At 69.7% G+C, this 13,348-nt stretch carries 10 protein-coding genes and 3 pseudogenes; all 13 read right to left on the minus strand.

All coding sequences use genetic code 11. From position 1 onward, the window contains the following. Window positions 1–1,215, minus strand: a 1,215-nt coding sequence (locus H8R17_RS09290) for a glycoside hydrolase family 26 protein (RefSeq protein WP_187822670.1), incomplete at its 3' end; no start/stop codon positions are given. Window positions 1,216–2,336: 1,121 nt separating this feature from the next. Further along, window positions 2,337–2,585 (minus strand): hypothetical protein, encoded by a 249-nt coding sequence (locus H8R17_RS09295; protein ID WP_187822671.1) that lies wholly within the window; start codon window positions 2,583–2,585, stop codon window positions 2,337–2,339. Between the two features lie 251 nt (window positions 2,586–2,836). After that, on the minus strand, window positions 2,837–3,079 hold the full coding sequence (locus H8R17_RS09300; protein ID WP_187822672.1) for a hypothetical protein: 243 nt from the start codon (window positions 3,077–3,079) through the stop codon (window positions 2,837–2,839). A gap of 272 nt (window positions 3,080–3,351) precedes the next feature. Beyond that, the gene (locus H8R17_RS09305; RefSeq protein ID WP_316959359.1) at window positions 3,352–3,630 is read right to left on the minus strand and encodes a hypothetical protein; all 279 of its coding nucleotides are present in this window, start codon (window positions 3,628–3,630) and stop codon (window positions 3,352–3,354) included. 261 nt (window positions 3,631–3,891) lie between these two features. Then, window positions 3,892–4,143 carry a hypothetical protein gene (locus H8R17_RS09310; protein ID WP_187822673.1) on the minus strand — a complete coding sequence of 84 codons (252 nt, stop codon included), beginning with the start codon at window positions 4,141–4,143 and terminating at the stop codon, window positions 3,892–3,894. A 207-nt stretch (window positions 4,144–4,350) separates the two neighbouring features. After that, complete coding sequence (locus H8R17_RS09315; protein ID WP_187822674.1) at window positions 4,351–4,695, minus strand: hypothetical protein; 345 nt, start codon at window positions 4,693–4,695, stop codon at window positions 4,351–4,353. Between the two features lie 147 nt (window positions 4,696–4,842). Next, window positions 4,843–5,109, minus strand: a pseudogene (locus H8R17_RS49145) (AMP-binding protein); the annotation flags it as partial. Next, the gene (locus tag H8R17_RS09325) at window positions 5,110–6,663 is read right to left on the minus strand and encodes a VWA domain-containing protein (protein ID WP_187822676.1); all 1,554 of its coding nucleotides are present in this window, start codon (window positions 6,661–6,663) and stop codon (window positions 5,110–5,112) included. Between the two features lie 322 nt (window positions 6,664–6,985). After that, window positions 6,986–7,867, minus strand: coding sequence for an ABC transporter permease (locus H8R17_RS09330; RefSeq protein WP_187822677.1), 882 nt, complete (start codon window positions 7,865–7,867; stop codon window positions 6,986–6,988). Next, window positions 7,864–10,533 carry a CocE/NonD family hydrolase gene (locus tag H8R17_RS09335; RefSeq protein WP_187822678.1) on the minus strand — a complete coding sequence of 890 codons (2,670 nt, stop codon included), beginning with the start codon at window positions 10,531–10,533 and terminating at the stop codon, window positions 7,864–7,866. Before H8R17_RS09335 ends, H8R17_RS09330 begins: the two co-directional genes overlap by 4 nt. A gap of 139 nt (window positions 10,534–10,672) precedes the next feature. Continuing rightward, window positions 10,673–12,181, minus strand: coding sequence for a CoA-acylating methylmalonate-semialdehyde dehydrogenase (gene mmsA / locus H8R17_RS09340; protein ID WP_187822679.1), 1,509 nt, complete (start codon window positions 12,179–12,181; stop codon window positions 10,673–10,675). Between the two features lie 14 nt (window positions 12,182–12,195). Further along, window positions 12,196–13,106: pseudogene (locus H8R17_RS09345) on the minus strand (thiamine pyrophosphate-dependent enzyme); the annotation flags it as partial. Window positions 13,107–13,243: 137 nt separating this feature from the next. After that, window positions 13,244–13,309, minus strand: a pseudogene (locus tag H8R17_RS46540) (5-deoxy-glucuronate isomerase); the annotation flags it as partial. Window positions 13,310–13,348 lie beyond the last annotated feature (39 nt).

The following is a 13,348-nucleotide window of genomic DNA, read 5'->3' on the forward strand; positions in this document are numbered from 1 at the left end:
AGACCACCAGTCGAAGCGGAAGCAGAGCCGTCCGCCGAGCCAGTACTCCATCCAGTCGCCCAGCTCCAGCGGTGAGCAGTTCGGGCGAGGCAGCGGCACCGGTTCGGGCTGGGGCTTCGGCACGGGCAGCGGCAGGGGCGCGGTGGTGCTGGGGAGCACGGACCGGTACACCGCGGCCGCCCGCGGGTTCTGCCGGCACCGCCACACGCCGTGCGGGCAGTAGTCGGTGATCGTGTGGTAGAGCGGCTTGTGCTGGTCGAACCAGGCGAGCATGCCCCGCATGTACTCCGCGTTGTCGCCGTTGCGGAACAGACCCCACTCCGGATACGAGATGGGCTTGCCGTGTTCCTTCGCGAAGTCCACGTGCTGCTGCAATCCGTACGGCTCCGTCACCTGCTCGTCGAACGACATTCCCTGCGGCTGGTCGTACGCGTCCATGCCGATGATGTCGACCGTGTCGTCTCCCGGATAGCACTCGTTCCAGGGAACCGCGTCGCGCCCGCGGCTCGGCGTGAAGTCGAACCGGAACCGCTGCCCGGGCACCGACCGCATGGTGGTGACGATCCGGTTCCAGTACGCCTTCCAGGCCTGCGGGTCCGGCCCGCAGCGGTGGGTGTACGTGGTGCCGTTCATCTCCCAGCCGAGCACGAGCACGGTGTCCGGCACCCTCAGCTCGACCAGTCTCTCGGCCAGACGGCGGAAATGCGCGTCGTACTCCCCGGCCGCGCCCCGGCGCAGCAGGGCTCGCACCTCGGCGTCGGAGACCGCCTCCTCATTGCGCTCCAGCATGGGCACGTTGAGGACGAGCATCCGGTCGTCCCGCTCCCGGCGCCAGGCCGCCCAGGAGTCGAGAAAGCGGGGGGCACCCTCGATGTTGCTCCAGCGGTCGCCGGGCAGATACGTGTGCCCCACGCGCAGTTCGGCGCCGCCCAGCCACCGGCTCAGCCCCGCCATCAGGGCCACGCCCCTGAACGAGTAGTCGAGGTAGGCGCCGACGGCGGGTTGCGGGGCGAGCGGTACGGGCAGCGCGGGCGGTACGACGGTGGCTGTCGTCGCGGGCGATGTCGGCACGGGCGTCGTCGGTACAGGCTGGGTGGCCTCCTCGGCCTCTGCGCCCACGGCGTGGCCAACTCCCGGTACCAGGGCGGCCGACGCGAGAAACCCGGCCGCGACGTACACAGGCCATCTTCTGCAGCGCCGATGCTGAGCGGCCATGGCTTCCCCTTTCTCGCTCATCGGCGGCAGCCGCAGCGCGCGCCGCCACCCGTTTATCCGTATCTGCTCCATTGATCAGTCATATGTATGCCCGTTGTTCCAACTGAGTCCTGTGCCTTCGCACCCCCTGACCACCCGCACGAGTGAGCCATGGCCGAGGAAAATGCGGTGAATTCGCTGTCCCCCCCCCCGGCCGAATTGGGCCGAACGGGCGGAGGGATACGGGGTGGTACGAGGCCGGGAAGGCACTGGTTCGGGGTGCGAAGAGGTGGGTGGCGACCACTGGGGGGCGAGCGATGCCGGCTGTGCCTGCGTGACGAGAGGACTGACTCTCTCGTCAGCGTTTCCTCCTCTTCCTTCGGCTGTGTCCCGAGACGGCTTCCCGCCTCCCGTAGTTCCGCCTCCGCTTGATCTTCTGGCTGGTCCAGTGATGGGACCCGGTGAAGTGCCAGTACCGACACTCCGAGCATCGGTAGATGCGGTCTGGGATTTTCTCCAGAATCGGCTGCTTGATCAGCCAGGTTCTCGCCTCGGATTCAGTGCGGAACGATGCTTTTCCGGTCTCCGGACAACGCGGCAGGATGACCGTATCAGTCATATTTTCTCCGACCTGCGATCGACTCACATCCCTCTGCAGGGAAGTATGTGAGTCGATACTGCATCGGTGGGAAATCCCCACCAAGCAGGTGACATCCTCACAGACGAGTAGTCATCGGATTTCATCCGAACGGCCCTGTATGGCGATTGATGTAACTTGCGCCGATCGGACGATATACGGGGCGAACTCGAGGGCGTCCTCTCCGGCGGCCGGTGCGCCGGCGCAGCGACTTCCCACCGGACCGACACGGCTGCTTCGGACGATGTCACCGCAGCTCAGCAGCCATCCAAAACAGTTCCGAGCTCACCGGCCGGGGAAAACAGCAGCGGCCACCGGAAGAGTGGCCGCTGCCGATATGGGGTCGACTCTGCACCACAGGCCGAAGGTGAGTCCGGTCGGGGGATTTACTTCTGTCAGCGGCTACCACCGAGCCGCCCGCCATACCTGCCGGCATCCAGCGGACGAGCCCGCGTCCTCCACATCGAGGGCTCGCCCTGAACCGGCCGCCGGAGGAATCAGCCGATCAGCCGCGGGGAGCGGCCTGCGTGCAGAAGTTGCCGATATTCGTGATGCTGTCGCCCAAGACGCTGACCGACGGGGCGATCGTGATCGTGGAAGCGCGGAACTGCTGCTCGCATTCCAGAAGCTGCGCGTTTTCGACGGTGGCGTCGGACTGGCCACCGTGGTCGTCAGCCTGGGCGGCCCCGGCACCCGTCAGGCCGATGCTGCCGACAACGGTGGTCACCAGCATGACCTTCTTGAACCTGCGCATACAGACCTCCATATGTTGACTCACGGCCACTACGCAACGTTGTGGCCTCAACCAGCGCAGAAAGGGGAGGCCGAGCTCCAGCTGTCTCGACATCCCCTTTCGCGAGTTCTGACTCTCTGCCCCGTGGTCCCGTCACGAACGACAGATCGATCAGGGCATACGGCAGGGCTAGGGGCCGGGGAGCGGGTCTCGCACAGGAGGTACGAGACCCAGCTCTTCACGGCATCTTGGTCAGCCCTCGACAGGCCCAATCACCCGATGACAGTGCAGAAGTTGCCGGTGTTCGCGTCCAGGTCGCCGGTGCCGGCACCCGGGGTGAGGGTGATGGCGTCCGACTCAAACGACTGCTCGCAGTCCACAACCTGCACGTTGTCGATGAAGGCGTCCCCCGGGTACGGGTCGCCGTAGCCATCGGCGTGGGCAACGCCGCCACCGACAAGGCCCATGCCGCCGACCACCGCTGCTACGGCCGCGGCCTTCTTGAGCTTGTGCATCGCATCTCCGATTTCTCCACGTACACGACCCTCCTTACGGACCGTGTCCGAACAATCACAGACGCTAACACACGCCGCCTTATCGCCGCATTCCTGACACACCCGAATGAGTATCACCAATTTACCTATATACCTTTTAGCGATGTCGAAATCACTGGGCCACCCCGCACGTGTTGACAAACACTGAGGCCAGTCGACGCCAGAAGGGCGACAAAGAAGGGGCGGGTCTCGCACCCTTCAGCGCGAGACCCGCCCCTCAAGGCGTCTTGGAATCAGTCCTCGACAGACCCGGCCACCGTGCAGAAGTTGCCGGTGTTCGCCTCCGTGTCACCGGCACCCCCGGTGAGGGCGATGGCGCCAGCCTCGAACGACTGCTCGCACTGCACAGACTGCAGGTTGCCGATGGCGACGTCGGACGGGTGCGGGTCGCCGGTCTTGTCTCCGCAGGCGTGAGCAACGCCGCCGCCGACAAGGCCCATGCCGCCGACCATGGCTGCTAGGGCCGCGGCCTTCTTGAGCTTGTGCATCGCATCTCCGATTTCTCCACGCACACGACCCTCCTTACGGACCGTGTCCGAACAATCACAGAGAATAACATGCATCCGCCTTATCGCCACATTCCCAACGAGCCGAACGAGTGTCACGAATTTGCCTATTTACCTATTTCAGCCACGCCAGAACCACCGAGCACATCGCAGCGAGGACGGCACATTCATAGCGAGGTTGAACCCTGCCGAAAGCCGACGCGGCAAGACCTGAGGGGCGGGTTTCGCACCTACAGCGCGAAACCCGCCCCTCAAGGCGTCTTGGAATCAGTCCTCGACAGACCCGACCACCGTGCAGAAGTTGCCGGTGTTCGCCTCCGTGTCGCCGGCACCCCCGGTGAGGGCGATGGCACCAGACTCGAACGACTGCTCGCAGTCCACGGCCTGGACGTTGTTGATGAAAAGGTCGAACGGGTCGCCGTAGCCGTGGCCCCCATCGGCGTGGGCAACGCCGCCGCCGACAAGGCCCATGCCGCCGACCATGGCTGCTACGGCTGCGGCCTTCTTGAGCTTGTGCATCGCTTCTCCGTTTTCTCCACGCACACGACCCTCCTTACGGACCGTGTTCGAACAATCACAGACGCTAACACATACCCTCCTTAACGCTGCATTCCCGACACACCCGAATGAGTGTCATGAATCTTCCTATATATGGTGCAGAAGGAAGGGAAACGGCACGCCGAACACGCGGTTGCCGCCCACGAGAGGAGTGCCGACCGGAGGAGGTCAGGGGGTACAGATCGTGGTGCTCTCACCGTCGGTCTGCACCGTGGCGCAGACCTGCTCGACTCTCGGCACCGTGAGGGTGACGCTCTGCTGAACCCCGGCCTGGACGGTCTGCTGCAGGCTCAGCAGTTCGGTGCCGTTCGCGGTGATACTCACGCCGACGGTCCGCGTCGCGGCACATGTGATGCCGACACTGACCCTACTGGTCAGGGTGTCACTGACCTTTTGGACACCGACGGCACAAGGGAAGGCGTGCTGCGCAGCGGCCTGTGCGGGCGCGGCGGCGACGAGCGGTGCGCCAGTCAGCAGCACGGCGGCGGCCGAACGGAGCATGCGATGAGGCATTGGTCCTCCTGGGTGATATGGGGCCGAGCGCGCACGGCGCTCACGATCGCGGCGCCAGAATGTCCGCTAAGCACCTTTTCAGGAAGACGGGATCACGGGCGCACCAACCCCGCAACGCATGTGCGCCGACCGGCTGATGACCTCGCCTCAGTGCGTCACCGCGTGGGGCCTGATCTTCAGGGACGGGGTGAGCAGGCCGTTGTCCTGGGTGAAGTCGCCTTCCAGCAGACGGAACTCGCGGATGGACTCGGCACGGGAGACCGCCTCGTCGATTTCCGTGACGACGAACCGGGCGCCGAAGTCCCGGACGATCCACTCCACCTGCTCGGCGGAGGAGGTGGCGTAGCCGGGGACGGTCTTGCCGCCGGCGGCCCAGATCGCGAAGAGGGCCGTCCACTCGTAGCGGGTTTTGGCTTACTCCAGGCGGCTCGCCGTCTCGATCGCCTCGGCCAGCTGCCGTACGTCCCTGTCCTCCGTCCTGGTCGCCAGCTCTTCGGCGTGCTCGGAGAGTTGGTCGAGGGAAGGGGCGCCGGGCAGGGAGCCGTAGCGGCGGTCGGAGGAGCGGAGGGCGTCCGCGAAGTACGCGGCGACCGTGGTGACCTGGAAGCGGGTGGGCGCGCTGCGCACGGAGTCGTGCAGGTCCGCGGCCTCCAGGTCGCCCGACTCCTCGTGCGGCGTACGGGTGTCGGGGTCGAGCCAGCGCACGGTGGCCGTGGCGAGATGGCCGTCGGCGCCCGGCTTCGTGCGTACGGCGTACAAGGCGGTGACGGTGTGGCCGGGGCCGACCTCGCCGCCGTCCACGCGGTCGTCGCGGAAGTCGTCGTCGGCGACGCGGCGGTTGTCGTAGCCGACGAGCCGGAACTCGGCCACCGTCTCCGGGTCGAAGGCGACCTGGGCCTTGGCGTCACGGGCCGTCAGGTCGATGTTGCGCGGGAGCTGTTCGCTGAAGACCTTCGCGGCGTCGGCCTTGTCGGACACGTACGTCGTGTGGCCGTCGCCCTTGTCGGCGAGGCGTTCCATGAGGGCGTCGCCGTAGTCGCTGCCGACACCGACGCCGAAGAGGGTGATGCCGTGCTCGCGGCGCTCGGTGGCGATGCGTTCCAGGATGGTGTCCGGGTCGGTGTCGCCGGTGTTGGCGAGGGCGTCGGAGATCAGGACGACCCGGTTGGTGGCGCCCTTGCGCAGGCCCTCGACGGCGGTTTCGTAGCCGGTCTCGACGCCCGCGCCGAGGTTGGTGGAGTCCGTGGGCTCCAGGCTGTCGATGGCATCGTGGACGCGGTCGCGGCTGTCGTCGAGGCGGGTCATCGGCAGGACTGTCTCGGCCTCGTCGCTGAAGGTGACCAGGGCGACCGAGTCGTCGTCGCGCAGCCGGTCCGTCATCACGGACAGGGAGTGCTTGGCGAGGTCCAGGCGGCCGGGTTCGGCCATGGATCCGGAGATGTCGATGACGAAGGTCAGCGCGGCGGGCGGACGGTCACCGCTTTCCTCGGCGGGGCGGGTGGCCAGGCCGACCCGGACCAGGGACCAGTCCTTGTCGTCGGTGCGGGCGCCGTCGAGGGTGACCGTGAAGCCGTTGCCGTCCGGGCGGTCGTAGTCCTGGCGGAAGCTGTTGACGAACTCCTCGGGGCGGATGGTCGACGGGGCGGGTCGCTGCCCGTCGGCGAGGGCGCGGCGTGCGTAGCCGTAGGAGGCGGTGTCCACGTCGAGGGCGAAGGTGGAGAGGTGGTCCGGCTCCTCCGGGGCGACCTCGCGGGAGTCGCCGTCGCCCCGCTGCTCCCCGCCGTACCCGTCGGGCGCGGGCAGCGGGGCCGTGCGTCCGCCGGAGTCGTACGCCGCCTCGCTCCTGGCGTTGCCGCTGTCGCCCGCGCCGCAGGCGGTGAGCAGCAGGCCGCCCGCCGCCGTGAGCGCGAGCAGCGCGCCGCGCAGCCGCCGCCTCGCGTACGCCGTGTGCCTCTCGTACCGCTCCATCGTCCGTGCCCCCTCGGTCCGTTGCCGTTGCGTTCTGTGACTGTGACGGCAACGGAGGCCGGAACGTGCGGTACGGGGAGTTGCAGGTGGGTCTCGAAGAGGGCACGGACGGGGACTGCCGAGACCGGTAGGTGATCTTCCGTTGACCTAGGGCGTGTTTCGGAAGTCCCTTCGTCGCCCGAAGGGCGGCTCTGCGGCGTCCGGTGCGTGCTCTCGGCGTGCCGGACGAAAGGCCTCGTACTGGACGTACTCGGGCTTTCGTCCGGTGCGGCGAGAGTGCGTGCCGGGCGTCGCAGAGCAGAAGGGACTTCCGAAACACGCCCTAGGACACCACGTCCTTGCGGGCGAAACCCCGGAAGGCCAGGGCGAACAGCACGAGCGCGTACGTTACCGACAGGGACGTGCCCTGGATCATGTCGGACCACTGGATCTGCGGCTGTACGGCGTCCAGCCAGGCGTACTGGAAGTGCGCGGGCAGGACGTTGCGCCAGTCGCCGAGGGCCGTCACCTCGTCCAGCACGCTGCCGATGATGGTGAGGAACACCGCGCCGCCGACCGCGCCCAGCGGTGCGTCGGTGCGGGTCGACAGCCAGAACGCCAGGCCCGCGGTGACCAGCTGGGACACCATCACGTACGCCACGACGATCGCCAGGCGCTGCGCGGCGGTGCCCGGTTCCAGCGTGCCGCCGGTGGGCAGCTGGAGCGGGCCCCAGCCGTAGGCCGCCGTGCCGACGGCGAGCGCGATGAGCGGCAGCAGGATCAGCGAGGCGAGGCTCAGGCCGAGTCCGACGGCGAGCTTGGACCAGAGCAGGCGGGCGCGGGGCACGGGGGCCGCGAGCAGATAGCGCAGCGAGGACCAGCTGGCCTCCGAGGCCACCGTGTCCCCGCAGAACAGGGCCACGGGGATGACGAGCAGGAAGCCCGCGGAGGCGAACAGGTTCACCGCGGCGAAGTTCGCGCCGGACGCGGTGGCCGTGTCCATCAGGTTCACCCGGTTGTTGCCGCCGCCCGGTTCGCCGCCGATCTGGAAGGCGACGAGCAGGACGAACGGCAGGGCGAACAGGATCGCGCCCATGACGAGGGTGCGGCGCCGCTTCAACTGCCGTACCAGCTCGACCCGGAGGGGCAGCGTGCGGCCGGCGCGGTAGCCGGACGCGGTCTCGCCGGGCTCCCTGTGATCCCTGCACTCGACGAGCGTGCTCATGCTTCGGCTCCGATCAGGGTGAGGAAGGCGTCCTCCAGGCGGCGGTGCGGGCCGACCGCCTGCACGGGCACCTCCAGCCGGACGAGTTCGGCGACCAGGCGCTGGGGGGTGCCGTCGGCGTCCAGCTGGACCAGCAGGCCCTCGTCGGTGCGGGCCGCCGAGACCACGCCGGGCAGCGCGGCGACCTTCTCGACGACGGGCTCGTCCACGGGCGTGGCCGTGCCCACCAGGAGCATGTCGCCGGAGCCGACGATGTCGGCGACCGGGCCCGCCTGCACGAGCTTGCCGTGGTCCATGACCACCAGGTGGGTGCAGGTCTGCTCGACCTCGGCCAGCAGGTGGCTGGAGACGATGACCGTGCGGCCGGCCGCCGCGTACCGGATCATGACCTCGCGCATCTCACGGATCTGAGGCGGGTCGAGGCCGTTGGTCGGCTCGTCGAGGATCAGCAGGTCGGGCAGGCCCAGCATGGCCTGGGCGATGGCCAGGCGCTGGCGCATGCCCTGCGAGTACGTGCGCACCGCGCGGGCGAGCGCGTCGCCGAGCCCGGCGATCTCCAGCGCCTCGTCCAAGTGGGCGTCCTCCGGCGGGCGGCCGGTGGCCCGCCAGTACAGCTCCAGGTTCTCCCGGCCGGACAGGTGCGGCAGGAAGCCCGCGCCCTCGACGAAGGCGCCGACCCGGGACAGCACCGGGGCGCCGCCCCGGATGGCGTGGCCGAAGACGCGGATCTCGCCGCCGTCCGGCCTGATCAGGCCCATCAGCATGCGCAGGGTCGTGGTCTTGCCGGCGCCGTTGGGGCCGAGCAGTCCGAGGACCTGGCCCTTCTCGACGCGGAAGGACAGGTCGCGCACGGCGTACCGGTCGGTGTTCTTCGCGTACTTCTTGGTCAGGCCGGTGATCTCCAGCGGCACCTCGGCCAGCGCCGGGTCGGGCGGCGCGGGCGCCACCGTGCGGCGCCGCCCGGACAGCACCAGCGCCAGCGCGACGGCCGCACCGGCGAGCGGCGCCCACCACACCCACGCGGGCAGCGGGCCGGTGCCCTCGGTGCTGCCGAGAGCCGTCGGCACCTTCAGGTCGCCCTTGACGGAGACCGTGTACGTCGCCGGGGCGGTCGGGGAGGCGTAGCCGAGGTCGGTCGAGGCGAGGACCAGGCGCAGCCGGTGGCCGTCGTCGACCTCGTGGTCGATCGCGGGCAGGGTGACCGTCACGTCCTTGCCGGCCTGCACGCCCTCCACGCGGACGGGGGTGACCAGCTGGGCGGGCAGCACCGGCTGGGTGCCGCCCGGGCCGACGTCGTACACCTTGGCGAAGAGCACGGCGTCGTCGGTGGTCGACTTCACGTGCACGGTGACCGTGGGCGAGCCGGTGATCTGGAGGCCGTCGCGGACGGGCGCCGACTCGAACGCGGCGAACTGGCCGGGGAAGTCGAGGGAGACGCCGATGCCGAGGGAGGACAGCTGCGAGAGGCCGCCGGCCGCGCCGAGGCCGGGCAGGGCGGAGACGGCAGGCGGGCTGGCGCCGGCCGGGTTGGCGACGGTCTGCTCGCGACCGGCCAGGGGCAGGGAGCGCGGCTTGGCCTCAAGGCCTGGGTAGGTGTCCGAGGTGATGCCGGCGAGGCGGGGTTCGCCGTCGCCGCTGCCGGCGCCCAGGGTGCGGGTGACGCGGAAGGCGGGGCCGGTGTCGGCGCCCTTGTCGTCCTTCAGGTAGCGGTCGAACCACGCCTGCGTGCGCGCCTGGACACGGCCGGCCTCCAGGTCGCCGCCGTCGTGCCCGCCGGAGATCCAGTCGACGTCGACGGGGGCGCCGTTGGCGCGGATGGCCTTCGCCGCGGCGTCGGCCTGGCCGAGCGGGAACAGGGAGTCGGTCTGGCCCTGCGACAGCAGCGTCGGCACCTTGATGCGGTCGGCGACCGCGGACGGCGAGCGTTCCTGAAGGAGCTTGACCGCCTGGGCGTCGGGCTTGCCGGACTCGGCGACCCGCTCGTACATCCGGCACAGCTGCGGCTCGAACCTGGCGCAGCCGCCACCGGTGTTGACGAAGATGCCCGCCCACAGCTTCTTGAACACGCCGTTCGGGAACAGCGCGTCGGCGAGGTTCCAGTAGGTGATCGCCGGAGCGATGGCGTCCACGCGGGCGTCGTACCCGGCCGTCAGCAGGGCGATCGCGCCGCCGTACGAACCGCCGGCCATGCCCACGCGCGGGTCGCCCGCCTTGTCCAGCTCGACCTGCGGCTGCTCGGCGAGCCAGTCGATCAGCTTGGAGACGTCGGCGACCTCGCCCTTGGGGTCGTTCAGCCCGATCTTCCCCGTGGACCTGCCGAAGCCGCGGGCCGACCAGGTCATGACCGCGTACCCGTCCCTGGCGAGGTCCTCGGCCTGCTGCCGCATGTCGTTCTTGCTGCCGCCGAAGCCGTGCCCGAGCAGCACGGCGGGGCGGCGGCCACCGCCGCCCGCCGTGAAGTACGAGGTGTCGATGCGCACCCCGTCGGCCGTGGCCATGATCCGGTCGGTGCGGTGCACCGGCGGCGCGTCGTCGGAGGCCGACGCCACCGACGCCACCGTCCACGTTCCGGCACCGGCGAGCACGACGACGGCGGCCGCGGCGGCGATGATCCGCCTCGGCCGCCGAAGCAACGGCCCCCGCCATGCGGGCAGTCGAAGATCCATGCGTCAACGGTACGGGGTCAACCTGTCGATAAGTTGTCTACCAGGGGCTGAACCGTCGCCCCTCCCACGGGAGTACGAGCTGACCTCCCGTACCGCGAGCGCGGTACGGGACTGAGACGTACGCCACGCCGGAGCGCGGTCAGTGGTTGCGCGGGAAGCCCAGGTCCACGCCCGCCGGGGCGTCGGCGGGGTCAGGCCAGCGGGTGGTGACGACCTTGCCGCGGGTGTAGAAGTGCGTGCCGTCGTTGCCGTAGATGTGGTGGTCGCCGAAGAGCGAGTCCTTCCAGCCGCCGAAGGAGTGGTAGCCGACGGGCACCGGGATGGGGACGTTCACGCCGACCATGCCGGCCTCGATCTCCAGCTGGAAGCGGCGGGCCGCGCCCCCGTCCCGGGTGAAGATCGCGGTGCCGTTGCCGAAGGGCGAGCTGTTGATCAGCGCCACGCCGTCGTCGTACGTCTCGGCGCGCAGCACGCACAGCACCGGGCCGAAGATCTCGTCCTGGTAGGCCTTGGCGGTGGTGGGCACCTTGTCGAGCAGGGAGATGCCGATCCAGTGGCCGTTCTCGTGGCCGGCGCCTTCGTAGGTATACGCCGAACCGTCGAGGACGACCTCGCAGACCTCCGCCGCCGCGCCGCTGACGTACGACGCCACCTTGTCGCGGTGGGCGGCGGTGATCAGCGGGCCCATCTCGGAGGCCGGGTCGTCGCCGGGGCCGATCTTGATCTTCTCGGCGCGCTCGCGGATCTTCTCCACCAGCTCGTCGCCGATCGCGCCGACGGCCACGACCGCCGAGATCGCCATGCAGCGCTCGCCCGCGGAACCGTACGCCGCCGAGACGGCCGCGTCCGCCGCCGCGTCCAGGTCGGCGTCCGGGAGGACCAGCATGTGGTTCTTGGCGCCGCCGAGGGCCTGGACGCGCTTGCCGTTGGCGGAGGCGGTGGTGTGGATGTAACGGGCGATCGGGGTCGAGCCGACGAACGACACCGCCTTGACGTCCGGGTGCTCCAGCAGGCGGTCGACGGCCACCTTGTCGCCGTGCACGACGTTGAAGACACCGTCCGGCAGACCGGCCTCGGCCAGCAGCTCGGCGAGCTTCAGGGAAGCGGACGGGTCCTTCTCGGACGGCTTCAGGACGAACGTGTTGCCGCACGCGATGGCCATCGGGAACATCCACATCGGCACCATCGCCGGGAAGTTGAACGGCGTGATGCCCGCGACGACCCCCAGCGGCTGCCGGATGGACGAGACGTCGACCCGATTGGCGACCTGCGTGGACAGCTCGCCCTTCAGCTGCACGTTGATCCCGCACGCCAGGTCGACGATCTCCAGGCCGCGCGCCACCTCACCGAGGGCGTCGGAGTGCACCTTGCCGTGCTCGGCGGTGATCAGCTCGGCGATCTCGTCGCGGTGCGCGTCCAGCAGCGCCCGGAACCGGAAGAGGATGGACGTGCGCTGGGCCAGGGACGACTGACCCCAGCTGGCGAAGGCCTCCTTGGCGGCCGCGACCGCCGCGTCCACCTCGTCCACCGTGGCGAACGCGACCTTCGTCGTCACCTCGCCGGTCGCCGGGTTCGTCACCGGCCCGTACGTACCCGAGGCGCCTTCGACGGTCTTGCCGCCGATCCAGTGGTTGACGATCTTCGTCATGACCGAGCACTCCTTCACAGATGGTGGCGCCGGGTGGCCAGGTGCCGTTCGTACAGCTCACGGGCCTTGACCGCGGACGGCAGTGTCGCGGTCTCGGCCACGGGCACATCCCACCAGGCCTGGGCCGGGGGCGCGCCCGACACAGTGTCTGCCGTTTGGGTCTCCACGTAGACACATGTGGGAGTGTCGCGGCCCGCGCCTCGGCGAGCGCCGCCCGCAGGTCCCGTACCGTCTTCGCGCGCAGCACCCGCATGCCGAGGCTGGCCGCGTTGGCGGCGAAGTCCACCGGCAGCGGCGGCCCGGTGAGCGTGCCGTCCTCGGACGGGAGGCGGTAGGCGGTAGGCCGTGCCGAACCGCTCGCCGCCGACTGTCTCGGACAGCCCTCCGATGGACGCGTACCCGTGGTTCTGCAGGATCACCACCTTGATCGCGATGCCTTCCTCCGGGTGGTACCGGATGTCCGCCTCGTCGGCCTCGTAGCAGGCGTCGACGCGCTGCTCCCAGCGCTCCTTGTCCTCGGTGGAGTCGGTGACGTACTGGGTGCCGACCCGGTGGCCGGGCCGCCGCAGCGCGTCCGTCAGGTCAGGCCGCCGCGGGCGTCCGCGACCGGCGGGAGGCCGGCGAGCTTGTGGCCGTTGAAGGGGGCGATGTTGAGTTTGAGGAAGCGGACGCCCGGCGCCTCGAACAGGGTGCCGAAGGCGGTGGTGAAGTCGGTGTAGCGCGTGCCCACACCGATCACCAGGTCGGCGGTGCGGGTGAGCTCGTCCGCCGTCGCCGTGCCGGTGTGGCCGATGCCGCCGACGTCCTGGGGGGTGGTTGACAGTCGCGAGGGCGGCGCGCCCGTGACGAGGTTGGTGGCGCCCGGCCCGATGGAGGTCGTCACGGCGTGCGTGGACAGCCGGTTGGACTGCCGGGCGTAGCCGACGGCCGCGTGCACCATGGCCTGCTCGTTGCGGCCCTGGTGGTACGGCATCGCCCCGGCGTACTCGACGACCGCCTGGCCGAGCCGTTGCCCTGTCCGTTCGAGACCTCCGGCGCGGGGCCGAGGCGGGCGGGGAGTCATCGCTCGCTCTTCGCTCCTGCCAGGGCGAAGCGGCCTCCCGCGCTGGAGGCGATCTGGGGGCGCGCCGCGGGGTGTGGCGGCGCGCCGGGGTGTCATGGCGGCCC

The sequence above is a fragment of the Streptomyces sp. TRM68367 genome (genome assembly GCF_014495685.1).
In the GTDB taxonomy this organism is placed as follows: domain Bacteria; phylum Actinomycetota; class Actinomycetes; order Streptomycetales; family Streptomycetaceae; genus Streptomyces.

Bases quoted from the DNA above. Each gene is read 5' to 3' on its own strand.
- H8R17_RS09330 (WP_187822677.1), bottom strand. From the start codon at position 7,867: ATGAGCACGCTCGTCGAGTGCAGGGATCACAGGGAGCCCGGCGAGACC.
- H8R17_RS09310 (WP_187822673.1), bottom strand. From the start codon at position 4,143: ATGCACAAGCTCAAGAAGGCCGCAGCCGTAGCAGCCATGGTCGGCGGC.
- mmsA (WP_187822679.1), bottom strand. From the start codon at position 12,181: ATGACGAAGATCGTCAACCACTGGATCGGCGGCAAGACCGTCGAAGGC.
- H8R17_RS09295 (WP_187822671.1), bottom strand. From the start codon at position 2,585: ATGCGCAGGTTCAAGAAGGTCATGCTGGTGACCACCGTTGTCGGCAGC.
- H8R17_RS09300 (WP_187822672.1), bottom strand. From the start codon at position 3,079: ATGCACAAGCTCAAGAAGGCCGCGGCCGTAGCAGCGGTGGTCGGCGGC.
- H8R17_RS09335 (WP_187822678.1), bottom strand. From the start codon at position 10,533: ATGGATCTTCGACTGCCCGCATGGCGGGGGCCGTTGCTTCGGCGGCCG.
- H8R17_RS09325 (WP_187822676.1), bottom strand. From the start codon at position 6,663: ATGGAGCGGTACGAGAGGCACACGGCGTACGCGAGGCGGCGGCTGCGC.
- H8R17_RS09315 (WP_187822674.1), bottom strand. From the start codon at position 4,695: ATGCCTCATCGCATGCTCCGTTCGGCCGCCGCCGTGCTGCTGACTGGC.